The organism is Sorangium sp. So ce367 (assembly GCF_051520455.1).
Lineage (GTDB): Bacteria > Myxococcota_A > Polyangia > Polyangiales > Polyangiaceae > Sorangium > Sorangium cellulosum_B.
On the sequence record NZ_CP150334.1, the window covers coordinates 9473026 to 9497087 of the forward strand.

General features: G+C 68.7%; 20 protein-coding genes. 8 read left to right on the forward strand and 12 right to left on the reverse strand.

The features are described 5' to 3' along the window. Positions 1–144: 144 nt before the first annotated feature. The 5 genes from WME97_RS35955 to WME97_RS35975 are packed head-to-tail and all read right to left on the reverse strand — an operon-like array spanning position 145 to position 4654. On the reverse strand, positions 145–1029 hold the full coding sequence (locus tag WME97_RS35955) for a beta-xylosidase (RefSeq protein WP_437544435.1): 885 nt from the start codon (positions 1027–1029) through the stop codon (positions 145–147). Then, complete coding sequence (locus WME97_RS35960) at positions 1026–1829, reverse strand: TIGR04290 family methyltransferase (RefSeq protein WP_437544437.1); 804 nt, start codon at positions 1827–1829, stop codon at positions 1026–1028. The genes WME97_RS35955 and WME97_RS35960 overlap by 4 nt, the downstream gene beginning before the upstream one ends. An 11-nt stretch (positions 1830–1840) precedes the next feature. Beyond that, positions 1841–2569, reverse strand: coding sequence for a sugar phosphate nucleotidyltransferase (locus WME97_RS35965; protein ID WP_437544439.1), 729 nt, complete (start codon positions 2567–2569; stop codon positions 1841–1843). A 40-nt stretch (positions 2570–2609) separates the two neighbouring features. Continuing rightward, on the reverse strand, positions 2610–3680 hold the full coding sequence (locus WME97_RS35970; RefSeq protein ID WP_437544441.1) for a CgeB family protein: 1071 nt from the start codon (positions 3678–3680) through the stop codon (positions 2610–2612). Further along, positions 3677–4654 carry a DUF4202 family protein gene (locus WME97_RS35975; protein WP_437544443.1) on the reverse strand — a complete coding sequence of 326 codons (978 nt, stop codon included), beginning with the start codon at positions 4652–4654 and terminating at the stop codon, positions 3677–3679. Before WME97_RS35975 ends, WME97_RS35970 begins: the two co-directional genes overlap by 4 nt. A gap of 462 nt (positions 4655–5116) precedes the next feature. On the opposite strand from WME97_RS35975, the gene WME97_RS35980 reads away from it, so the two are divergent. The 3 genes from WME97_RS35980 to WME97_RS35990 all read left to right on the forward strand — a co-directional run bounded on the left by WME97_RS35980 (position 5117) and on the right by WME97_RS35990 (position 7617). Next, on the forward strand, positions 5117–6244 hold the full coding sequence (locus tag WME97_RS35980; protein ID WP_437544445.1) for an STAS domain-containing protein: 1128 nt from the start codon (positions 5117–5119) through the stop codon (positions 6242–6244). 15 nt (positions 6245–6259) lie between these two features. Beyond that, the gene (locus tag WME97_RS35985; RefSeq protein WP_437544446.1) at positions 6260–7294 is read left to right on the forward strand and encodes a calcium-binding protein; all 1035 of its coding nucleotides are present in this window, start codon (positions 6260–6262) and stop codon (positions 7292–7294) included. A 170-nt stretch (positions 7295–7464) separates the two neighbouring features. Then, positions 7465–7617: a hypothetical protein gene (locus tag WME97_RS35990; protein ID WP_437544447.1), complete on the forward strand. Its 153-nt coding sequence runs from the start codon at positions 7465–7467 to the stop codon at positions 7615–7617. A gap of 241 nt (positions 7618–7858) precedes the next feature. On the opposite strand, the gene WME97_RS35995 is transcribed toward WME97_RS35990, so the two are convergent. Beyond that, on the reverse strand, positions 7859–9106 hold the full coding sequence (locus tag WME97_RS35995) for a LuxR C-terminal-related transcriptional regulator (protein WP_437544449.1): 1248 nt from the start codon (positions 9104–9106) through the stop codon (positions 7859–7861). 457 nt (positions 9107–9563) lie between these two features. On the opposite strand from WME97_RS35995, the gene WME97_RS36000 reads away from it, so the two are divergent. Together WME97_RS36000 and WME97_RS36005 are read left to right on the forward strand one after the other, a co-directional pair. Beyond that, the gene (locus WME97_RS36000; RefSeq protein ID WP_437544451.1) at positions 9564–12029 is read left to right on the forward strand and encodes an arylsulfatase; all 2466 of its coding nucleotides are present in this window, start codon (positions 9564–9566) and stop codon (positions 12027–12029) included. A gap of 341 nt (positions 12030–12370) precedes the next feature. Next, positions 12371–12832, forward strand: a complete 462-nt coding sequence (locus WME97_RS36005; RefSeq protein WP_437544453.1) for a macro domain-containing protein — start codon at positions 12371–12373, stop codon at positions 12830–12832. A gap of 54 nt (positions 12833–12886) precedes the next feature. Here WME97_RS36005 and WME97_RS36010 read toward each other — a convergent pair whose 3' ends face one another. Then, the gene (locus tag WME97_RS36010) at positions 12887–13117 is read right to left on the reverse strand and encodes a VF530 family DNA-binding protein (protein WP_437544455.1); all 231 of its coding nucleotides are present in this window, start codon (positions 13115–13117) and stop codon (positions 12887–12889) included. A 110-nt stretch (positions 13118–13227) separates the two neighbouring features. Continuing rightward, a complete protein-coding gene (locus WME97_RS36015; RefSeq protein ID WP_437544457.1) occupies positions 13228–13674 on the reverse strand; it encodes a DUF2147 domain-containing protein in 447 nt (148 codons plus the stop codon). Positions 13675–14385: 711 nt separating this feature from the next. Here WME97_RS36015 and WME97_RS36020 point away from each other — a divergent pair. After that, positions 14386–15426, forward strand: a complete 1041-nt coding sequence (locus WME97_RS36020; protein ID WP_437544459.1) for a MerR family transcriptional regulator — start codon at positions 14386–14388, stop codon at positions 15424–15426. 25 nt (positions 15427–15451) lie between these two features. After that, positions 15452–16894 (forward strand): carotenoid oxygenase family protein, encoded by a 1443-nt coding sequence (locus tag WME97_RS36025; RefSeq protein WP_437544461.1) that lies wholly within the window; start codon positions 15452–15454, stop codon positions 16892–16894. A 92-nt stretch (positions 16895–16986) separates the two neighbouring features. On the opposite strand, the gene WME97_RS36030 is transcribed toward WME97_RS36025, so the two are convergent. After that, positions 16987–18120, reverse strand: a complete 1134-nt coding sequence (locus WME97_RS36030) for an ABC transporter substrate-binding protein (protein WP_437544463.1) — start codon at positions 18118–18120, stop codon at positions 16987–16989. 173 nt (positions 18121–18293) lie between these two features. Beyond that, positions 18294–19589 (reverse strand): S1 family peptidase, encoded by a 1296-nt coding sequence (locus WME97_RS36035; RefSeq protein ID WP_437544465.1) that lies wholly within the window; start codon positions 19587–19589, stop codon positions 18294–18296. A gap of 251 nt (positions 19590–19840) precedes the next feature. Between WME97_RS36035 and WME97_RS36040 the strand changes: the two genes are divergently transcribed. Then, positions 19841–20530 carry a hypothetical protein gene (locus WME97_RS36040; RefSeq protein WP_437544466.1) on the forward strand — a complete coding sequence of 230 codons (690 nt, stop codon included), beginning with the start codon at positions 19841–19843 and terminating at the stop codon, positions 20528–20530. Between the two features lie 69 nt (positions 20531–20599). Here WME97_RS36040 and WME97_RS36045 read toward each other — a convergent pair whose 3' ends face one another. Together WME97_RS36045 and WME97_RS36050 are read right to left on the reverse strand one after the other, a co-directional pair. Beyond that, positions 20600–22057, reverse strand: coding sequence for a formylglycine-generating enzyme family protein (locus tag WME97_RS36045; RefSeq protein WP_437544468.1), 1458 nt, complete (start codon positions 22055–22057; stop codon positions 20600–20602). A gap of 556 nt (positions 22058–22613) precedes the next feature. Next, positions 22614–23870: an FG-GAP repeat domain-containing protein gene (locus WME97_RS36050; protein WP_437544470.1), complete on the reverse strand. Its 1257-nt coding sequence runs from the start codon at positions 23868–23870 to the stop codon at positions 22614–22616. Positions 23871–24062 lie beyond the last annotated feature (192 nt).

Sequence of the window (24062 nt, forward strand, 5' to 3'; positions counted from 1 at the left end):
TCCTGGCGCAAAACGCAGCGATCCCCACACTACCAAACGGCGACGCGGCGCGCCAGACGGCGCGCAAAGCGCGGACAGACGGGCAGACGCGTACCCGCCCCTCGCCTCTTTGCGCGCGTTACGCACGTTACGCACGGCGTCGTCTCATGCGTAGCGCCGCGTCATCCGGGCGCAGAAGTCGGCGAACTCCTCGATCCGCTGCGGAGGGCTCGTGTGGTGGGGCCGGAGGCCGGCGTGCTCCGGGGTGAAGCAGTAGGTCAGGGTCACCTCGAACGGCTCGAGCGCCTTCATCTGCCGGTCGAACCAGGCCTCGGCGCCGGGGCGGAAGCTGTCGGCCCAGCTGAGGCCCGTGCGGAGGTGCCGCACCCCGAGCTCCTTCAGCCACGCCACCGCGTCGTCGAGCCGGTGGTCCTCGAAGTGGAACCACTGGCACAGACCGAATTCAGGGGTGTACTCCGGGAAGAGCCGGAGCGCGCGCTTGGGCGTCCCGTCCTCGCGGAGCAGGCCCATGTAGAAATGCCGGTAATACGACGAGCCCTCGGCCTCCCGGTGCCGGGTCGTCGCCGGCCACGCGCGCGGCAGATCATAGAGGCTGTACCAGTGGATCCGCTCGACCTTGCCGCGGAGCAGCTCGGCGCTCCGCCGGAGACCGAACTCCTGCACCTCCTCGGCGCCGAACGTGGAGACGCCGATCTCGGTGATCCAGAGAGGCCTGTCGGTCACCACGCGGATCTCCTCGAGCTTGGCGGGCCACTCGTGGATCTGCCAGTGATTCCAGTCGAGAGGGAAGCCGTGCACCGCGACCACGTCGACGTGCTCGAGCACGCCCTGCCGCCCCATGTTGGCGATGAACCCCGGATCGATCGGCGAGATGCCGCCCAGCACGCGCAGCAGCCAGTGGCGCTCGCTCCGGATCGCGTCCGCGGCGAGCTTCACCATGGTTCCGTACGTCGTCCACTCGGGGTCGATCTCGAAATCCCAGTGAGACCTGTTGTTGGGCTCGTTCCAGAGCATCACCGCCTCGATCACGCCTGCTCTCCCTTCACGAAAGCTCGCCTCGCCGGATAGACGGCGCCAGGCGGACGACCGGCGGCCCTCTCGCGCCGGCGGCAGAGGTAGACCTCGGGCTCGGGGTGGTTCACGATCTCGAAGCCGGCGCTCCGCAGCATCGCCTCGGCGCAAGCCCGGTTGGGCACCCACCAGTTGGTCGGGTCGTGCGCATAGCTGTGCTCCACGAAATGGAGCCTGGGATAACCGGCCTCGTCGAAGATCTCCTCCTCGGAGAAGGGGAAATCTTCCTCCAGCGGCGCCACGTCCGCGCTGCCGCGCTGCATGCTCTGGAAGATCAGCGTGTGTCCGACCACGTGCTCGTGGAGCAGATCGAGCGCCAGGAGCGGGTGGCGGAGGTGGTACAGGACGCCCAGGAAGAGCACGAGATCGAAGCGCTCTCCGAGGCTGCCGACGTCGTACACGGAGAGGTTCCGGAACTCGATGTCCGCCCCGGAGACCTCCGCGGCGAAGCGCGCCTGCGCCAGGTAGTCGTCGTCGCTGTCGATCCCGAGGACGCGCGCCGCCCCGCGCCGCTTCATCTCGAGCGAGTAGAAGCCGGCGTTGCAGCCGATGTCGAGGACCGTCTTGCCCGTGAGATCCGCCGGGACGGCGTCGGCGAAGCCCCTCCATTTGAACGCGGGGTAGTCGCCGAGGAAATGGTCGGGCGCCGTCTTCACCCCGCGGAGATCGAGGTTGTGGAACCACGGCCCGAGCCCGCGGACGCGCTCCTGGATCTGCTCCCGCGTCCACTTCGCCGCTCCCTCGACGCACCTCTCCATGGCTCCTCCCTTCACGCGGCGGCGCGGCTGAGGAGCTGGATGGCCTCGTGGTAGCCGTGCAGCGTCCCCACGTCGACATAGGCCTCTCCGGCCCGCACGGCGCGCGCGGTGCCGCCGCGGGCGAGGTACTCGTTCACCAGGGTCCCGATGTACGGGTCCTCCCGCCCGCGCTCGCGCCAGAGGTCATGGAGCTCCTGCATCACCGCCCCCGTGAGCCTGAAGGCGCCCCAGACCCACCGCGAGCGCGCGTTGCGCTGCTTGACCTGGATCTCGAGCACCCGGCCCTCCTCGTCGGTGACGACCGCATCGAAGAGCTCTGGATGCTCGACCGGAAAGAGCAGGAACGAGAGCCCCCCGCCGCCGAGCGAGCAGAGCCCGTGCTCCGGGAACCACACCGTGTCGGGGAGCCCCACGAGCACGTCCTCCTCCGGCCGGATCCAGGGGAGCGACCGGAAGATGGCGTCGCAGAGCCCGGCGGCGGCCGGCTGCACCACATAACAGATGTGCGCCGGGCCGACGCTCGCGCCGTAGTACTCGACGATATCGGACTTGCCCGGCGAGATCACCATGCAGAGCCGGGTCGCGCCGGCGAGCACCATCCGGTCGATGAGGTACTCGCTGACCGCGCGCGGCCGCTCCACGTCGCCGTCCAGGCGCGTCCCCACCGGGAGCAGCTCCTTCGAGAACGCGAGCGGCTGGATCCTGCTGCCCAGGCCCGCCGCCGGAATCACTCCCCACATCGCGCCGTCCCTCCGTTCGATGAGCCGACCTCGGCTCCGTTCAATGAGCCGACACCGACTCGAGAATGGCCACGAGCTCCGCCGCGCGGCGCGCGGCGCTGTGCTCCGCGAGCACCCGCTCCCGCGCCGCGCGGGCGATGGCCGCGATCTCGCCCTCCGGGAGCGAGAGCGCCGCGACCGCGTCGTCCGTTGTCGCCGCCACGAGGATCTCCCTCCCCGGCGTGAAGAACCGGTCGAGCCCCTCCCACCCGTCGCTCAGGATGGGTGTCCCGCAGGCGGCGGCCTCGAAGAGCCTCCCGGAAGGGCAGTAGCCCATCGCCGCCATCGCTCCCCGCGTCACGTTGAGCGTCAGCCGCGAGGAGCAATAGAACGCCGGGTGATCCGGCGGGGCCACGTGGCGCAGGTAATAGACGTTCTGCGCCCACGGGAAGTCCTCGGGGTAGAGCGAGCCCCCGATGACGAACCGCTTCTCGGGCAGCCTCCTCGCCGCCTCGAGGAAGAAGCGGGAGAGCGCCGCCTGCCGGTCGGCGGCGTACGTGCCGAGGTACGAGAGATCCCCGCGGAAGCCGTCCCGCGGCGGGACCGGGCGGTGCACAGCCGGGTCCGCGCTGCCGTAGAGCGGGAACACCCGCCGGGCGCCGAGCTTCGCCTGGAGCTGATCGAGCGCCGCGCCGCCCGTGTAGCTGAGCACGCAGTCGAAATCGGCGAGGCCTCGCGGGCCGATGTAGCCGACCGGCTGTCCGGCCTGGATGCGATCCAGCGTCACCGGCGTGTCGAGATCGTAGAAGACCTTGAGCGCGCCGGACTCGAGGACAACGTCGGTCGCGGGGCCGCCGTCGGGGCAGTACGACGTGACCATCGCCGCGTCGGCCTCACGGACGGCGCGCCTGGCCTCGGGGAGGACGTCCTCGAACGAGGTGTAGAGCCGGAGCGTGTTGCCGTGCGAGAGCGCCGTCAGATCCCGGTGCGCGGCGTAATACGGGACGTCGCGCTCGAAGAAGGTGACGCGGTGCCCGGCCCGCCCGAGGGCGGAGACGACGCCGCGCCACAGCGTGGCGTGGCCGTTGCCCCAGGACGAGCTGATCGTCAGACCGAAGATGACGAGCCTCATGGCGGAGCGGACCTCCTCGATGCCTGCGTCTCCGGCGCCGGCGGCCTGCCCGGCTCGCCGGGGATCATCGCTTCCACCTCGGGGCGGCAGCGGATCCGCGGCAAGAGCGCCCTCGCCTCGGGCCGGAGTCGGCGGAGCGTGTACGCCACCTTGGCGCGGGTGTGCTCGGGCCCGTAGCAGTCGAGGAACCCGGCGCTGTTCAGCGAGAAGAACGAGAGCGCGTCAGCGTCGTTGAGCAGGGCGAGCTCGGCGTCATCCCCCGGCCGCTCGTGCGACGCCACCAGGGCGCCGATCCGGTCGAGGACCTCCGGCGCGAGCCCGACGCCGGCGAGCGCGGCGCGCGTCAGGGCGGCCCCGCGCCGCGCGTGCTCGTCCTTGAACGCCTGGTAGTCCGGGGCGCGGTGCTCCATCCGGACGTCCGCCTCGGAGACGAGCCGCTCCACGTCGTGGAAGAGCGCCGCCACCTGGACGGCGACGCCGGCGCGCGGCTCGAGGCGGAGCATCCATTGCCAGACGTCGATCGCATGATCGTGGTCGGCGCGGACGAGCGGCCTGTCGAGATCGTGGAGCTCCCGGTGCCGCCCGAGGACCCGGGCGAAGACCGCCGTCGCGGAGGCGAGGTTCCTCCTGCGGATGAAGCGCTGGCACCGTGTGAGCACCTCGTAGGCGGCGCGCGCGGCGCCCGCTCGCTCGAGCCCCTCGATACGGAGGTCGAAGAGGCCGCCGGCGTCGAGCGCGTGCAGGCGGGTGTCGAGCGCCCACAGGTCGAGCGCCGACGCGCGCCACGCGCGGGCGTCGACGACAGCGTGGAGCGCCCCCCCGGACGGGCCGGGCGCGCCGCTCTCCACCTCCACGCCAGGGAACTCCCTGGAGAGCGCCGCCCTGTCGGACGGGGAGAGGAGCGGCGTCCCGCGGATCGAGCGTCCATCGCTGCTCGAAGAGGGGCCGTCGATGAGGATGAGGCGCTTGAGCATGAGCGTGCGCTCTCCGGTCAGCCACCGGGATGGAGCTCGACACAGCTGCCGCGCGCGGCTGCCGCGGACGAACCGGGATCGCAGGTGGGGAACCTATCGCCGCGGTCCTCACCGCACCATCGCGGAAATTCCGTAGAGCAACGTCGGGAAAGAAATGAGCGCGAGACATGGGATCGCCGTAGCCGCGCCAGCCGCGGCCAGCTCTCCTCGACGGGCCGCCGCGAGCTCCGGCGTCCGCTCCGCGGCCGCCCTGCCACGACGGCCGTACCTGGTCCGCCTGGGCTGCGCGCGCGCCGCCTCGGGTCGCCCGGGCGTGGCCCACCGCCCCTGATACCACATCTCCCGCTCACTGCCGTCTGCCCCCCTCTTGAGCACGAACACGTACGCCGAATTTACGAGGAGCATCACGAGGCTCACCGGCTTTTATTGCGCGCCGCAGCCCGATAAGCGAGTGTGGTGCCGATGCAGCTTGCGCAGCGCCTGGCCGGGCTTGAGGTGTCGGCCATCCCGGTGTGGGTCCTCGACGTGGACAGCTCGCGGGTCTGCTGGGTGAACGAGGCCGGCCTGGACCTGTGGCGGGCGCAGGATCGCGACGAGCTGTTCGCGCGCGATTTCTCGACGGTGCCGGCGCCGATCCGGACGCGCTTCCAGGCCCTCGCCGCGCAGGTGCGCGAGGGGGGCGTCGTGCGCGAGAGCTGGACCTTCTACCCGCGCGGGGTGCCGGTGACGGTGACGCTCCACTCCTCGAGCGTCGCGCTCGACGATGGGCGATTCGCGATCTTGAGCCAGGCGCTTCCCATGGCGGGAGCGCCTGAGCCGGAGCTCGTCCGAGGCATCGAGGCGCTGCGCCACACCTCCGTGATGATCGCGTTCGTCGACCCGAGCGGAGACCTCCTGATGCAGAACCCAGCGGCGCTGCGGGCGTTCGGCCGCACCAGGACGTGGAGCGCCTGGCTGGGTGAGCCCGGCGAGGCGGACGCGATGCTCAGGGCGGCGCTGGACGGCGACATCGTGACGCGAGAGATGCTCGTCCGCACCGTGGATGGGGAGCGCCTGCACGCGATCGAGGGGCGAGCGGTGCGTGATCCCGTGACGGGCGCCCTGGGGGTCTTGTTCCACCACACGGACGAGACGGCGCGGATAGGCGCGGAGCGCTCCGCCGAGGAGCGCGGCCGCCTGCTGGACGAGCTGAACGCGACGCTGGCGCTCGTCGAGCAGCAGCGCGGTGAGATCCTCGCCCTCTCCGCGCCCATCCTGGACGTGGGCGAGCGCGCGCTGGCGCTGCCGATCATCGGGGCGCTGAACCGAGAGCGGAGCGCGGAGATCGCGGCGCGGCTCCTGCCTGCGATCGCCGGCAGCGGGGTCGACCGCGTGATACTCGACATGACCGGCGCCGCGGCGCTCGACGACGCCGGCGCCAGGCACCTCATCGACATGGTACGCACCATCCGGCTGCTCGGCGCGTCCGCCATGATCACGGGTATCCAGCCCGCGCTGGCCCGCTCCCTGGTGGCATCGGGCTTTGACGGGACGGGCATCACCCTCGTGGGCTCCATCGCCCAGGGCCTCTCGCGTTCCAGGAAGCGCTGAGCCGGGGCGACCGTCGTGCTCCGCCAGGCGGCCGGCGTCGTCCTGGCGCATGCCCTCGGCCAACTGGCACACACGGGTCGAACCCCTGGCACAAAGTGCCACAGCAGGCTCGTAACATATCAAAATTTCATCACATTCAGGACGGCACAAAGCATGCTCGTCCTGGCCATCATGAACATCGAGATGGCAAGGCGAGCGGTTGGGGTCGGGGTACTGGCGGCGTGTACGGCCTTCGTGGGGGGATGCATGGCCGAGGTGGTGGACGGAACCGATCAAGCGCAGGATGAAGTGAAAGAAGAGGAGACCTCCTGCTGGGCTGACTTCGGCCCCGAGGCGCCCGGCGAATGCGCCATCGGCGAGGAGCGGGAATGTACGGACGATGATCCCAATACGCTGACCGCGTTTTGCCGTGAAAAGTGCGTGAACATCGACGGCAAGGCGGTCTGGGGGCTCAGGACCAACGACTTCCAGTGCCCCTATTATGAATCAGCCTGGCACATCGGCACATCGGTTGAATGTGACTGTTTCACGCCGCTCGTGCTCTCCTTCAACAATCGCGCGGTGGAGTTCACCGCCGAGGCGGGCGCCGCCTTCGATCTGACCGGCACCGGCGTGTGCCACGCGAGCGATTGGCCCACCTCGGCGACGCCCTGGCTCGCGCTCGATCGCGACGGCGACGGCGTCATCCAGGATGGAGGCGAGCTGTTCGGCTCGGCCACGCGGGTGGGGAGCGGGGGGTTCGCGAAGAACGGCTTCGAGGCGCTGCGGGAGCTCGACGCGGACAGCAACGGCGTCTTCGACAGGCAGGATCCGGCGTTCGCCAGGGTGGTCGTCTGGTCGGATAAAAACCTCGACCGGAACAGCGCGCCGAGCGAGATCACGCCCCTCGAGGCGCTCGGCGTGACGTCGATCGATCTCCGCGACTTCCGCGACATGCGCTGCGACGCGCGCGGCAATTGCGAGGGCGAGCGGAGCGCCTTTGCCTTCACGGACGCCACAGGGACGGCGCGCCGGGGGACGGTGATCGACGTGTACATGTCTCGTCGATGAGCGCTGCGAGGTGCTCACCCGGGCAGCGAGCGACGAAAAGACGAAGTCGGCGCCTTCGCGATTGAACCACATCTCGCCGGGTCCCACAAGCCGTACCAAGGTACGGATGGTCGATCCCACCTCGTATCGCTAGCTTGCGCGCGGCACCCTCCGGAAAAGGAGTATCGCTGATGAAGCGCAAGACACCGCTCGTCCTCGTGTCCCTCTTCACGCTCCTGGGCGCGCAGTCCGTCACCATGCTCAACGGGTGTACCCCCACGCCGGCGGAGGACGACCACCTGGGGAGCGGCCGGAGAACTCGGCCTGCCAGGCGGAGATCCTGAGCTGGGCACAGCAGAAGGGCGCGACCTGCCACTGAGGACAGGCGACTGGATCTGGCCCGCCGCCATCGAGGGCGGCATCGCGCTCCCGGGGACGGCGCCGTCTTCGGCAAGGCGCGCGAGGCGCGCGAGGCGCTCGGCGAGCTGCGCGCGGCGGCCGTCGAGGCGCTGAACGGGCTCGGTGGCGACCTCAGCCCCTGGGCAGCGTCACGGGTCGTCGCGCCGAGGAGACGTAGGTGTGAAGCTATTCACGTGCCTTTTGCAGCAGGATCCCGAGCTCCACCGCGGACCTCGCCCCCAGCTTGGCCATCACGCGCGCACGGTGCTCCTTGACCGTCCGCTCGGAGATCCCGAGCTCCCCCGCGATCTGCTTGTTGAGCAGCCCCCGCGCGACGCCCTCGCAGACCTCGCGCTCTCGCGCGGAGAGGAGCGCCATCCGCGCCGCGAGGGTGGCAGGCTCGATGGCGGCGGAAGGCGCCGCGAACCGGCTCGACTCCGCCTCGCCGGGCGCCGTCCCGGCGGCGAGGAGACCGCGCCGGCGAGTCTCTTCCGGGCGCTCTCCGAACGCGCGCACGTACGCCGACTCGAAGACCTCGCGCCGGGCGAAGCCGGCGGCGCGCGCGACGTGCAGCACCGTGAGGTGCGGCTCGGCGAGCAGCGCCCGCTGCGCGCGGACAAGGCGCCGATCGCGAAGGAACGTTCCGAGCGAGGTCCCGCGGTGCGCGCGGAACGCCGCCTCGACCGAGCGGGTGCTCGTCCCGGCAACGGCGGCGAGATCGATCGCGCTGATCGGCCCGGCGGCGTGCGCGTCCACATACTCTTCGACCCGCCGGAGCACCGTCCGGCTCGACGGCGGCGTGGGCCGCTCCAACAGGTGAGCGAGGTTGTGAGGCTGCCCCAGCAGCAGGGCGCGCGAGAGCGACTCGGTCAGCCCGGCGAACACCTGGGGGTGATCGATGTCCGTGCCCGCGTTGATCTCGGCGGCCATGAAGCGGCAGAGTCGCTCAACGTAGGATCCGCTTCCGGGGCGGGAGTCCAGCGAGAGCTGGAACTGGAAGTCCTCGCGGACGACCTCGCCGGTGATCGACTCGAGCTGGGAGCCGAGATAGCCTCGGTCGAAGCGCACCGTGATGACGTCCATCGCGCTGTCGTAGTTCACCTTCGAGCGGCCGTGAGCCGAGAAGATGGCTGGGCCGCCGCCGTGTCCCAGGGTCGCGCTGTCGCGTCCCAGCGCCGCGCGTCCGCTGCCGCGGACGGGAATGACGAGCATCGGCGCGTCCACCTGGGCGTCCAGGTAGATCGCGTCGCTGGTATGGTCCTGGACGAAGAGGATGGGGCCGAAGTCCACGGCGTGGGCGCGCCACTCGAAACCGCGCGGGAGCGCGGGGTCAACTTCCCCGTAAAGCCCCTCCCATATGGATACGGCGGTGTGGTGGTCGCGGGTGTGGATCTCGAACCGGCGGGGCACGTCCTCGTGAGTCGCGCGGGGCATGGGGGGTTCGCCTCCAGGATCGATCGCGGATCGGACGGCAGGAAACGTCAGCGCTGTCAGGAAAGCAAGCGCGCCCTGACGACGCAATCGTGGGATGACCTGCGGCGGGTACTCGGACTGCGGGCCGGCCTGTCATTGCCAGGGCGGCGCGCGGTCCTGCACGACGCCGGCCGCGTGTCAGCCCCTCGTGTGCCCCACGGACAGCGAGGCGCGTTTCACCCTGGACGGCACGGCGTGTCCGGAGCACGTCGGCCTCGAGTGCCCCGAGGCGCCCGGCTGCACCTCCGCGCGCTGCACGCGCGCGCTGAATCCGGGGACGGGAACAGCCTTGTGGCAATGCCTCCCGTTCCCCTGCTGAATCTCCCAAGCGCTCCCAGAGCCTCATCCAGTATTACTTTCTACGCTTTCCAATGATCGTGAATATTCCTTAGCAATTTCCCATCGAAAGGAGTCACCCATGCCGTTGGATCGAGACCTTCTCAAGCGCGAAATCCTGCCGATTCCGGACCGGCCCTATGTCGGCCCGGTGATGTACAATGCCCAGGACCCAGCCTCCCACTTCCCTCCCATCGAGCCGATCAGACCGCCCTCGAAGGCCCCCAACGTGCTCCTCATCCTGCTCGACGATGTGGGATTCGGCGCCGCGGAGCCCTTCGGGGGGGTCATTCATACCCCGACAGCCAAGCGGCTCGCCGAAGGCGGACTCAGATTCACCCGCTTCCACACGACAGCCCTGTGCAGCCCGACGCGCGCCGCCTTGCTGACTGGCCGCAACCCCCACTCCGTCGGCATGGGTTGCATCACCGAGCTGTATACCGGCGCGCCTGGCTACACCTCGATGATCCCCAACACCGCCGCCTCGATCGCCAAGATCCTCAGGTACAACGGCTACTCGACGGCCCACTTCGGCAAGTGCCACGAGGTGCCCGTCTGGGAGACCGGCCCATCGGGGCCCTTCGACCACTGGCCCACCTACATGGGCTTCGAGAAGTTCTATGGCTTCGTGGCAGGCGAAACCAACCAGTTCTACCCTACCCTCTACGATGGAACGACCTACATCGAAACGCCTCACGATGGGGACTACCACCTGACCACAGATCTGACAAACCAGACCATCAAGTGGATCGAGCAGCAGAAGGCCATGGCGCCGGACAAGCCCTTCTTCATCTATTTCGCGCCCGGCGCGACGCATGCGCCCCACCAGATCCCGGACGACTGGCTTGATAAGTACAAGGACAACGAGGACTTCGCCAAGGGCTGGGACGAGCTGCGCGAGACGATCTGCAAAAAACAAAAATCGCTTGGCCTCATTCCAGAGGACGCGGAGGCGGCGGTCAACGAAGACGTCCCAAAGTGGGATGATGAAATGTTCGACGGCATGAGGGATTCCCTGCGCCGCGAGATGGAGCTCTACGCCTCCTTCCTCCAGCAGACCGACGAGGAGGTCGGCAGGGTGATCAAGACGCTCGAGGACCTCCACCTCATGGAGAACACGCTGATCATTTACATCCTCGGCGACAACGGCGCTTCCGCCGAAGGCACCTTCATGGGCACCTTCAACGAGATGATCGGCTTCAATGGCATCCAGAAACCGCTCGATGAGCAAAAGACGATCATCAAGGACAACATAGACAAGTTCGGTACCAAGGAAGCGTACAATCACTATGCCATCGGCTGGGCCCAGGCCATGTGCACGCCGTACAAGTGGACCAAGCAAGTTGCCAGCTTCTTCGGCGGCACGCGCAACGGCATGATCGTCCATTGGCCGGGCCACATCGACCGGGGCGACAGGGGGCTGCGACACCAATTCACTTACGTGATCGACGTGCTTCCGACGATCCTCGAGGCGGCCGGATTGCCGGAGCCGTTGAGCGTCGACGGAGTGCTCCAGAAGCCCATCGAGGGTACGAGCTTCCTCCGGACGTTCAGAGAGCAGAATGCGCCCGAGTTCCGCACGACCCAGTACTTCGAGATGTTTGGCAACCGTGGCATCTACCATAACGGCTGGACCGCCGTCACCCTCCACTCGAAGCCCTGGGACTTCGAATCCAATCCGGACTACGAAAAGGATACGTGGGAGCTCTACTACACGTACCCATGGGGCGAGACGTCGCCGCATCAGGTGGACTGGACCCAGGCAAACAACCTCGCTCAGAGGGAGCCCGAAAGGCTAGCGCAGCTGAAGAACCTCTTCGAGATCACCGCGGCTCGATATAACGTCTTTCCCCTCAACGACGAAAAGACAGAGCGCCTGGAACAGTCGCCCCCCCCGGTCGGCACGAAGCAGAGGTACGTCGACGGCAGCTTCGTCTCCAACCCGTGCGTGATCAACAACTTCAACCGCTCGTTCATGATCACGGCAAAGATCGAGGGCCCCCACGGGGAAGCGCCGAACGGCGTGATCCTCGCCCGGGGCAACGATTTCGGCGGCTTTGGCCTCTATGTCAAAGACGCAAGGCTTACTTACGTCTACAACTACCTTGGGCTCGAACGGTACTACGTCCAAGCCGAATCTCTGCTGCTGCCTCTGTCCGAAGCGTACGAGGTCCGCATGAAGTTCACCTACACAGGCACGGATACGGGCGAGGGCGGCAGGGTGGAGCTCCTCATCAAGTGGCCCAGGGAGAACGACTTCAAGCCTCTCACGCTCGTCGCATTCCCGGCCATCGGAGAGGACCCGCTCAACTACACACCGAAGGATATGCCGCCGGGCCATATCCTCAAGACCAATCCGATTATCTTCAACGTGGACGCCTTCCTGATGGTCGGCAAGAAGACTGGCGGCCCGTTGTGCCCCGACTTCGCAGGTAGCGGGAACAACCGCTTCCCCGGCAAGGTGCACTGGGCGGAGATCGAGCTGACGGGCGAACCCGCCAAGGTGAGCCCCGAACACAAATTGCACGCACTGGAGGCGATCCAGTGACACGTTGAGCCGGCCGCGGGCCAGCCGCGCCGATCCGTCGCCTCGGGCGGCCGTGGTCGCCTCGCTCATCGGCCCCCTGAGCCGCACCGTCGCCCGCCCTCGGGGATGAGGTGGCGGCCTGGGTCGTTCACAAGGCGATCGGTCGGCTGCTCGGGCTGGAGGAAGAGGCCGCGCGCTGGAGCGAGCACGACCGGCTCGTAGGAGGGGTGCCGGTGCGGACGTACCGGGTCGGCCGGAACGGCGCGCTCGAGGTGGCGGGGGCTTCGGCGGCGCCTCGCCTTGCGTTCGCGGGCCCGTCGGCATCTCACGAAACTGACCGCGGCAGTGCTAGGGTGCCCCGCGTGCCGACGATCTTCACCAAGGGCGATCTCCTCAACACCCCGGATCTTCACGCGTACGCGCACGGCGTGAGCTGCGTGGGCAACATGGACACGGGGATCTCCGTGACGTTCAAGAAGCGCTGGCCGGGCCTGCTCCCGGCGTTCGAGCAGCGGAGCGCCGAGCGGAAGCTCCAGCTCGGGGAGGCCTTCGTCTGGAGCGAGGGCGGCGACACGGTGTACACCCTCGCGATCCAGGAGAACGCGACGAAGAGGCCCTCGCTCGCCGCGCTCGAGCGCTCGCTCGCCGCGATGGTGACGCACGCCACCGGGGCGGGGATCGAGCGGATCGGCGTGCCGCGCGTGGGCGCCGGCAAGACGGGCCTCGAATGGCTGCGCGTCAAGAGCATCCTCGTCAAGGTCGCCAACGACAAGCCGGTCACGCTCGTCGTCTACGAGCAGTTCGTGCGCGCCCCGGGCGCCTGACGAGACCGCGCCGCTCCCGGCTCCCGGTGCTCGGCGTGCGATCGAGCGGGCCGGTCACGGGCTGGGCTTGGCTATGTCCCGCAGGTAGAGAGCCTCCACCTGCTGCCTGGCCCACGGGGTCCGTCGCAGGAAGTGCAGGCTCGATTTGATGCTGGGATCGTACTTGAAGCAGCGAATGTCGATCATGCGTCCGAGCTGCTCCCAGCCATGCTGCGCGACCAGGTGCTCGAGGATCATCTGGAGCGTGACACCGTGAAGAGGATTGTCGGGCTGGGGCTGAGTCATATCGATGCTCGGGGGGCGATCGCCCCGGAGGGCCGGCGTGAGCCCGCGGTGTAGCACGTCGCGCGGCGGCCGCCGCACGTCGCGGCCGATGACTGGTGGATGAGAAGCTCTTACTTCTTCAGCCAGGTCTGGGTCCTGCCGAGGAGGGAGATGCCCAAGAAGCCGCGCACCTTCAGCTTCTTCCCGCCCTCGATCGCCTCGAGCTTGCAGCTGTAGGTCTCGCCGTTGTTCGGATCCAGGATCGTACCGTCATCGTACTCGTCGTCATCGCGGACCATGTTCCAGATGATGACGAGCCCCAGAATGGGCTTGTTCTTGTAGGCGCCCTCACAGGCGGTGCAGATCTTCGGCTTCCCTTTCTCGTCGAGCGGCTGCTTCAGGCTCACGATCTTGCCGAAGATCTTCCCGCCCTTCTCGTAAATCTCGACCACCGACTGCTCGACCCCCTGCTCATCGATCGTCCGCCACTGGCCGGTCACAGGGAGAGGATCCGCGAGCGCGAGCGAAGTGGCGAGGGAGCAACCCAGGGCGGCAAAAAGAGCCAAGAACCTCTTCATGTCGTCAGAACTCCTTTCATCGGTCTGCGAAGCCACGGCGTTCGGCCCTGGCGTGGTGCTTGATTGGCATGTCGGTGCGCGCCGCTCAGTGCGACATGCCTCGGAGGGGGGACGGGGCGCCGCGCCGTTTGTTCATCGGACCGGAGGGAGCGGCGGCGGGAGGCAGGCCTCTGGTCGGAGGGCGCGCCGAACTGTCGACATGGCTCCTCTCGCAGCAGCCCTGCGGCGCGGTGGACGTCATTTTTCCCCCGAGGGTACCGGGCGGGTTCGTGGAGCGCAACGGCGCCGTGCGGCGGCGCGCCGGAACGTCTGGTGACCAGAGAACGGTTGATTCCACGGGGCTGGATCCCGCCGTGGCCAAGCTGCCCATGGCCCGCGCCTCGACCGCGCGCGTCCGTCCATGCTGGGCCGGTGCGATTCCGCCGACCGAGGCGGTCATGTAAGGTTCTCTAGGTCAACCAGCGCGTGCAGCGTGGCCGTACGTGATGAAGGGATGGTTCGCGGAGGCGTGAGCCATCTCACACCGAGGATCATCCGTTCGGCGCCGATCCGGGGGCCAGGCCATCGAGGTTGCGCGCTTCGCCAGCAGGCAGCGCGTGCTGGTCGGTCGGGTCGTGGGCCTGGACAACAACGAGCGCCCACCCCGGAGAAACCCGCTTGACCCTCTCGCAACGGGAGGGTCTAGGATCCCTTCAACTCGAGAGGAAAGGCATGTTGCTGAAGATTGGCGAGCTTGCCCGCCGCACCGGGCTGACCGTTCGCGCCTTGCGGCACTACGACGAGATTGGCCTGCTGGTGCCGTCCGGAAGGTCCATGGGTGGCTATCGCCTGTACGACCCCAAAGACGTCGCCCGGCTGTACCGCATCCAGGCGCTGCAGCGCCTGAATCTGTCGCTGGCTGACATCCAGGACGTGCTCGACAAGGCGGCCGGCGGGCTCTCGGAGGTGGTGGCCCGGCAGGTGGCGCAGCTCGACCGCGAAATCCTGCAAGCGTCCGCCTTGCGCACCCACCTGCTCGCCGTGCAGGGTCAACTGCAGGCCAACGAAGAGCCCGGCGTCGACGACTGGCTCGTGGCGCTCGAAAGCATGGTCGCGGGCTCGAAGTACTTCAGCGAGGACGAGCAGCGCACGCTCAAAGCGCAGCGCGACGGTCTCACCAGCGCTGTGGCGCCCGAGCGCGCCGGATTGTCGGCGAGGCTGCACGAGCTGGTCGCGGCCGGCGCATCGCCCGAGAGCCCGCAGGCACAGGCTCTCGCGCGACGCTGGATCGAACTGCTGCTCGAAGAGGCCGGCGGCGACGAAGGCCTGCTGATGAAGCTCTACGCCATGCACTGGAACGAGCCGGCGCTCCACGCGCTGACCGGCGTGGACCGCGCCGGCATCCGGTACATCTCGCATGCGATGGCCTTCGCGCGTCTTCAGCTCTACGCGCCCTACTGCAGCGCCGGCGACATGGCCACGCTACGCCGGCACTACGTTGCGCAGACCGACGCATGGCCGCCGCTCATCGCCGAGCTTCGGCGACAGATGGCGGCAGATGCGCCCGCCGATGGCGCAGCCGTGCGCGCTCTCGCGCTGCGCTGGCAGGCGCTGTCGCTGGCCAAGGCCGGCGGCGACGCCGCGCTGGACGCGAAGTTGCAAGCCGCATTCCGCCACGACCCGGCCCTGCGCGCAGGCTCGGGCGTCGACGCGGCGCTGGCCGACTATGTCGGGCGAGCCATCGCGCGGCTCGGCGCCACATCGACCTCCTGAATGAATTGAATCCCGAAGGCCTCACGTGAACGCAAGAACGCAGAAGAATCCTCATTTCTTTACCGGCAACTACGCGCCGCTCCGCGAGGAGCACGACATCGCGGCGCTCGAGATCGAGGGGACCCTGCCGCCCGAGCTCGAAGGAAGCCTGTACCGTGTCGGCCCGAACCCGCAGTACACGCCGCGCGACGACGACTACCACTGGTTCTCCGGCGACGGCATGGTGCATGCATTCCACATCGGCGCCGGCAAGGTGTCGTACCGCAACCGCTGGGCGCGCACGCCGAAGTGGCAGCTCGAGCACGAAGCCGGGCGCGCGCTCTTCGGCACCTTCGGAAACCCGGCCACGAGCGACCCGCTGGCGCGGGGCCGCAACGGCGGCACGGCCAACACCAGCATGCTCTGGCACGGCGATCGGCTGTTCGCGCTCGAAGAGTCGCATCAGCCCTTCGAGCTCGACCCCGGCACGCTGGCTTCCAGGGGGCACCAGAGCTTCGGCGGCCGCGTGACCTCGCGCTGCACCGCGCACCCCAAGATCGACCCCGAGAGCGGCGAGCTGCACTTCTTCGCGTACTCGCCCGACGGCCCTTGCTCGCCGAGCATGCTCTATGGCGTGATGGACACGCGCTGCGAGGTCACGCAGCTGCAGTCGTTCACAGCGCCGTATGCCAGCATGGTGCACGACTTCATGGTGACGCGCGGGCATGTGCTCTTTCCCGTCACGCCGCTGACGCTCAGCGTGGAGCGCGCCATGCGCGGCAGGCCGCTGCTGGCCTGGGATGCAGGCTTGCGGACCCACGTCGGCGTGATGAAGCGCGGGAGCGCGGCCGACACGCTGCGCTGGTTCCAGACCGACGCCTGCCACATGTTCCATGTGATGAACGCCTGGGACGACGGCGACACCATCGTGGCCTACGTCATGCAGTCGGAGACCGCGCCCGGCCTGCCCGACGCCGAGGGCCGCCCCGGCGACCCCGAGGCGATGGCCGCTCGCCTGTGCCGCTGGACCTTCGATCTGGCGGATGCAGGCGCCGGCTTCCGGCGTGACTACCTCGACGATCTCGTGGCGGAGTTTCCACGGATCGACGAGCGCTACACGGGGCGGCGCAACCGCTACGGCTTCACCACCTGCCATGCGACCTCGCGCGCACGAGGCGACTCGGAGAGCGTGCTTTACAACAGCCTTGCCCGATTCGACTTCGACACCGGCGAACGCAGCATTCACACGCTGCCGCACGGCGACGTGGTGTCCGAGCCGGTGTTCGTGCCGCGCGCGGAGGACGCGGCCGAGGGCGACGGCTGGCTGCTCGCCGTGGCCTGGCGTGAACAGGCGAAGCGCAGCGACTTGCTGGTGTTCGATGCCATGCGCCTTCCCGCTGGCCCCGTCGCGGTCGCCCGCTTGCCGCACCGCGTGCCATTCGGGTTCCACGGCACCTGGCGGCCCAGCGTGGAACACCGATCAGCTTGAAAACCAGAGAAATGAGACGCCAAGGCGCCAAAAGACGCCAGAAGACGCCAGAAAAAAATAAATTTTGGCGTCTTTTGGCGTCTCCTGGCGTCTCAACTTCTCGCTGTGCTGTCTCCGCCGGCGTGAAGGAGCCGAAAGCGATCGGGGACCGCCGGATCTCTATCAACGACCTGGACTGGCGGCCAGGCCCACTGCCAGACGCTGATGCCTGGCGTGCGGGAGAACCGGATCTGCCCGCGGGTGCCTTCGACGGCGACGCGCGCCCAGGATCCAGCAGTGCGCGCCCGGTCCGCGTCGTGAGAGCGCAGCACATCGGCGAGGACGGCGACCGTGTCGTAGCCCTCGAAGGCGACGAAGGAGGGCGCTTCGGCCAGCCGCTCGCGCAGAGCCGTCTCGACCCGGGCACCGAGCGAGCTGAGCCGCTCGGGCAGGTAGCGCAAGAACGGGATCGCGGCGCCGTCGGCGCCCAGCAACGTCGCCCATCCGGCGAACTCCGGTTGCCCGGCCGGAGCACCCATCATGATCTCGGCGAGGCGCTTGTCGCGGCGGACAGACTTGACGATCGACACCGCCGGCTCAGGATAGCCGACCAGAAGAAGGAGGGCTGTCGCGCGATTGTCGACGAGCTCGTCGCACACGGCCGAGGGGGCGAGCGCGCGCATGTCGAGCTCGATGACGGCGCCGCCGCGTGGAGCGAGGTAGTCCCGCAGAACGCGGGCCCCAGACGCCCAGTAGACGCTCGAATCGGCCGCCACGGCGATGCGCCTGTGGCCCGCGCGGAGGAGGAAGTCCGCATAGATCCGCCAGCCGTGGGACTGCGCCGGGGCGAGGCGCGCGACCCATTCCGCTGGCTGTTCGGTGAGCGCGTCGAGGACCGCTGACGAGCAGAGGAACGGCAGGCCGAGGGCGTCGGCCCTGCCGGCAGCGGCGCGAGCGACGACGCTGTGATACTCCCCCGCCAAGGCAGCCACGCCCAGGCGAGCCAGATCATCGACGGCCGCCGCGGCCCTCTGTGGATCAGCCGCGGTGTCTCGGACCACCAGCTCGAGGGGTCTTCCGACGATCCCGCCGGCGTCATTGACCTCGCGAACGGCCAGCTCGAGTCCAGCGAGCAAGTGCCGGCCTGCCTCGACCCAGCCGGGCCGAGTCAGCGGAACGAGAGCGCCGATCTGGACGGAGGATCCGTCGGTCCGCTCCGCTCCAGGTAGCGGCAGTGGCGTATTCATGGGTTGGCGTCACTCATGCAACGATTCGTTGCACTATGCCCGGAAGGGGCCACCTGAGCAAGGCTCGCGAGAGCGCGCTGTCCTGGCCTCGCGCGGCCGGCGTGGGGATGACTCGGCGCTCGCCTCGCGACGCGACGCGAGGAGCGCTGGCCGCTCCGCGCGCTCGCTCGTTCCTACAGGCGCTCGATAAGGAAGCTCCGGGTCTGGTTGTCGAAGGTGTGGGAGGCGAGGTTCGCGTCTGCCGTGAGGACGCGCCACTCGGCCGAGTAGCGCCAGAGCCCGTTGTAGAGCGTCAGCTGGAAGCCGGAGGGGACGCGGACGGAGCTGACCCTCTGGTCCCATGGGGTGCTTATAAAGTAGCTGGAGCCGACGCCGTAGATGACCGATTGGCCCGAGTAGCTGGCGTGCTCGTAGAAGGTGACCACGTCGAGCTGCGGGTCCGAGGCGTTCGAGACGACGATGCCCGAGATCGTGTCGTTGAAGCCCGCGGCCACGAGATCCGTGTCCGAGGTGAAGACGCGCGCCTCGCCCCCGAAGCTGCCGTGCATGAAGGCCGTGACCCGGAGCCCGGCGGGGACCCTGATGGCGCTCGCGCGGTTGTCTCCGATGATCGTCAGGTTCGGGAGGTCGTAGCGGCCGATCCCGAAGCCCTGCGAGACGCCGGAGAAGTTCGAGAGATCGTGGAGCACCACCTGGTTGCTGGGGTGGACGGTGGGGCCGGCGGCGATCGTGGCGTCGATCCAGGCGCGGTGGCGCGCGACGTCGACGCCGAGCTGCTTCGCGTGCAGGTTCGTGCCGTTCTGCCCGTTCGAAGCCGAGAACACGGCGACCTGACGCCCATCGACGAACCACGGGCCGCCGGAGTCGCCGCTCCAGCCCGCGCCCGTCACGCCCGTCGCCAGGAGCTCCTCGACCGAGTACCAGCCGTCGATGTGGACGGTCGCCTTCTTGAGCGACGGCGCCATCACCAGCGGCGTGCCCTCGCTCCCCCAGCCGTAGGCCGTCGCGTCGCTGCCGACCGCGACCGACGTCGACTCGGCCAGCTGGACGAACGGTCCACTGGCGTCCGCGGTCAGGTGGAGCAGCACGATGTCGGCGGCGGCCGAGGGCACCTCGACGGCGTCGACCGCGATGCGCTGGCCGGCGCCGTACGTGTTGCTGCCGACGCGCACCGCCGACGTCTCGCCCTCGTCCGCGATGCAGTGCTGCGCGGTGAGCACCCAGCGCGCCGCGACGAGGGTGCCGGTGCACTGGTAGAAGTCGCCGGTGCTCCCGCGCACGTCGAAGACCTGGACGGCCCAGGGGCTCGCCTCGGCGAGCTCGCCGCCGACGATCGCGGACGAATGCGACCCGAGCGCCTCGATCGGCTCGTCCGACGCGCCTTCAATCGAGCAGCCCGTGAAGAGCCCGAGCGCGGCGCCCGCGCACGCCGCGAGACCAAGCTGATGACCAAGTTCTCTCTTCTTCATTCTGCCTCCACATCATGATTCTGTTCAGACGATCGCTCGCGCCGGCGGAGTCCGCCTCCGCCAGGAGCCAGCGTTCGTCAGCAATCAACGTGACGGGGCCTGTGATCGCGGCGTGCCAGGCTCGGCGACGGCGTCTCCGAGCAGACTCATGGGGGCACCGGGCTGAAGCCGGTAAAGGGACAGCCGGAGCGGCAGGCCCGGAGGCGGGCGTACGAAATCCGCCCGCGACGCTCAAGAATGACGTCGAGAGTATGCTGCGCTACCCGGAGCGGCGCCAGGCGGCGATCTGGAACGGCCGCGTTCGAGGCGTGGAACGAGGCGGCATCCCGCCGCACCTCGCCCGCGCCGACACCACCATTCGCCCCGAGCCGGTCGGTCTCGGAGGTACGAACGCCGCCCTTACCGAGCATGCCGTGAACGCCTGCGCGACGTGCACCATCCGGTTGACCCGGGTGGACGTGGCCAACACCGGTGGCATGTGCCTTTGCGGCCAGAACACCATCATCAAGCAGAGCTGGTTGCACGACAACTACATCGCGCACCTGGCGGACCCCTCTCTCGCGCATACGGGCAGTGTCTTCCCGTACGGGGGCAGCGGCCCGCTCGAAATCAGCCGCAACCGACTCGAGCCGGGCGTCGACGCCGCCACGGGCAACGAAGTGCCGAACTATTGGCAAGCCATCACCGCCGTGCTCTTCACCCAGAGCGTCGACGGCTCGACGCTGCAGGACTACGACGTCCACGACAACTTCGTCTCGCTCGGCGCCTATGACTTCTACCCCGAGAACGGCAAGGACATGATCCTGCGCAACAACGTCTTCGGCCCGAGCCACTGGGGTTACACGACGTCGTGCGCGACGTGTACGTACGCTGATTGGTCCAACAACGTGGTCGGCGACATCGACGGCAACCCCACGAGCGAGGTCGTCCCCCAGCCATGAGGCCGTTCGGTATCAACGTGGATGGCTTCCTTGGCGCTCGTGTGGAGGAGCCGAGCTTGCCCTCTCAATCTACGGTGTCCTCGCGCACCGGGCCGTGATGCCGCGGCTGCGGCGCGCCGGGTCGAAGTCGTCGCGGAAGGAGGAGACCAGCTCCGACGCATTGACGTAGAAGCTCCCGCCGCGGATCACCCGGTCCGAGGAGGGGGCTAAATTTGCACAATCATCGCACGACGGGTCGTACGGGTTCTCGTACCAATCCAAGACCCACTCCCACAGGCTCCCGCCCAGGTCCGCCTGCCCCCACTTTCCATCCCCCTTCGGCGACTTCGACCCGACCGCCTGAACATCGCTGAACGCGCACGAACCCTCGGGCACGCAGCCATACACCGCGTACGTGCTGTCGATCGTCGTCGAGCTCGGCGGCTTCGACCACGGATACACCCGCTGCCCGTCCGCTCCGCCGCCTCCCGCCGCCGCGTAGTTCCACTCCGCCTCCGTCGGCAGCCGGCCTCCGTCCCACGCGCAGAACGCGAACGCGACGTACCAGTCCAGGCAGTTCATCGGAAGGTGCTCGTTCGCGCCGGGGCCATCCGTCCATGTATTGAAGGTCGACTCGCACTTCACAGCGGTCTTCAATGCGTCCGCACCGGCGGGCAGGCGGCTGTCCCACGTCGCGTCCCACCCGCTCCCCGGGATCTTCGGGTGCTCTCCTGCTCGTGCCCTGGGCTTGCTCCCTGGATATGCATCCACGAACTTCCGGAACCGTCCCACGGTCACCTCGTACCTATCCAGCAAGAAGCCGCTCACCGTCGCCGGATACGCCGCGCCGTTGCTCCGGTTGAACGTTCCCCCGGGTATCGCCGCGCCCGTCGCGCAGCAGCTCTCGTTGCGCCCAGGACCGCACGTCTCCGTCAGCCCGACACAGCTCCGCGGCACGCACTTCCCTCGGTCGCACGCTGGCGCTGCCCCTCCACACGGCGCCGCATCCTCCCATTCCCCGCGCTTATCGCAGCGCTGCGGCCGGTTGTCCGTCGCCGTACACCGCACCAGCTCCGGTCTGCACTCCCCACGACACTTCCCCTCCACGCACGCCTGGTCCACGCACTCGTTCCCCCCGGGCGTACACGCCACGTCTCCGCCGTCTCCGCCGCTCCCGCCGTCTCCGCCGCTCCCGCCGCTCCTGCCGTCGCCGCCGCTCAGGCCGTCTCCCCCGCTCCCGCCATCTCCGCCGCTCAGGCCGTCTCCGCCGCTTCCGCCATCTCCGCCGCTCCCGCCAGGCCCAGCGCCGCCTGCCTCGCCGCCTGCGCCTGTGGCTCCTCCGCTCCCGCCGCTCGCCTCGCCGCCGGTCCCGGCAGCTCCACCGCTCCCGCTCCGGCCGCCTCCCTCGCCGCCTGCGCCTCCTCCGCTCCCGCCGCTGCCCTCCGCCACCACGTAGTAGCTGGGCTCCAGCCCCGCCAACCACCCGCACCCGCCCGCCGTGAGCGCCCACCCTGCCCACAGCCATCTCGCGCCCTTCCGCTTCGCCATACCTTGTCCTACTGCCGCACCGCTCTCGCTGTCCACCGGCGCTCGCCTTCCGCCTCGTGCTCGGCCGCGCCGCCGAGGAGCGACCTCACGGTGGCGTCGCATCGCACAGCGAGGCGCAGGCGCCGCACGGCGATGGATGCGCGTCAGGTTCCACCTGACAGGAACGAGACGTCGCATGGACGGATGCCGGACTCAGACGACCTCCGGTCACCTGCGGCGCTCCACGGGACACGCGATGAAATCCATGCGCCGCCGGCGTCCCGGCAGGATCCGGCGAGCGCGTCAGGGCCGGACGGACACCAGCACGGCCAGCCGGCGAGCGACGGGACGCGTGAGGTCGGCGGGACGCCCGCGCCTCTCGATCTCGTGCCCGCCATGATCGCGGCGACCCGCGCCCGGCGCTGGCGGAGACAGGCTCCGCGAGGTCCGGTGAAGCGCTCGCGAGAGGAAAGACACCCCAAAAACCATCATATCTTGGCGTCTTCTGGCGTCTCTCGGCGTCTCTTGGCGTCTCGACTTCTCGCTGCTTGCGTGCGGCTTCAACCCGTTTGTCGCTCTAGCGTTGCAGGAAGACGAAAGCGCCCTTCTTGTTCGAGATGACGATGTCCGGCCGGCCGTCTCCGTTGCCGTCCGCGACCGTGAGCTGGGTGCCTACCCCCGAATCGTCGTCGATGAGAGCGGGCTGGAAGTCGATGCGTTCCGCCGCTCGCGCCTGCTCGAACCAGTAGAGCCGGGCCGGCGCGTCGAAGTCCGGCATGCCGGCAGGCACATGACCCCAGAAGCGCTCGCCGCTCACGAGGTCCTGGAGCCGGTCACCGTCGATGTCGGCGTGAGCGAGCGCGTGCGGCTCGTGCATGAACACGCTCGACGCGGCATCGGGTGGGGTCCCCGGAACGACGACGTGCTCCACGAACGCGGCGCCGGCCGCGTTCGGAACCTGCTCGAACCAGGAGAGCCCGTAGCCGTGAGCGGCGAGCGTGGTCGCTATGTCCGCGTCCCCGTCGCCGTCCACGTCGACCACCGGCATCTGCGCTCCCCCGGCACCGAACGGCTGCTCGACGCGCGTGAACGGCAAGCCGTCGGGCGACCCTGGGCTCCGCGTGAAGTAGCCGCTCGCCTCGACCAAGTCGCTTGCGCCGTCCCCGTTGACGTCGCCTGCGCCGAGGCCGTGCGTGAACGCGCCGTACCCCCGATTCTCGGTGAGCGCCCGGAAGACCCACGGCTCGGTCGGGTCCACGCCGGGCGACGACGTTCCGAGCACGCCCCCCGACATGTGCACGAGCTCGGGCACGCCGTCGCCGGTGATGTCGGCGAACAGGGGCGACTCGTTGTCGATCGGCCACGGCAGCGTGTCGTGACGAGCCCAGAGCGCCTCGCCGTCGCGCGGGTTCTGGTACCAAGCCGCGGGCGCACCCGGAAAGCCGACGACGAGGACGTCGGTGAACCCGTCGTGGTCGAAGTCGTAGGGGAACTCGAAAAAGCAATCCGAGTAGCCGTGCGGATCGAAGGCTTCCCTCGGCCACACGGGATGGCTCGTGCCATACCCTGGACCCTCGTACCAATCCGGGCCCGCGATGACATCCGTCACCCCGTCGCGATTGAAGTCCGCAAAGCTCGCCCCCTCGCAGTAGAACTCGCGGTGCAGGGTGATCTTCACGAAGCGCGCGTCGAGGGCGGCCTCACGCGGGAGCGGTGGGGGCGCGGTGACGGTGCCCGCGGGCGGCGCGTCGGTGCCCGCGTCGACGGGCGCGCGCGAGGATTCGTCCGCGCAGGCGATGACCAAGGCGAGCGGTGTGCAGCGCAATAACCCCATTCCCGAAGCCATCTCCGAGCGCTTAGCACGTCGTGGTAGAATTGACGACGGATCGCACCCCCTCGGGAGGCATGGGCCCAACCCGGGCCCAGTGGTCTGTTGACGCTCACGATGGTTGATGCTCGATCGCGCAGGCTGTTCGATGGCCATCGCGGGGGTGAGCGCTCCCGGTCACGGCCGTGATGGTCGCGG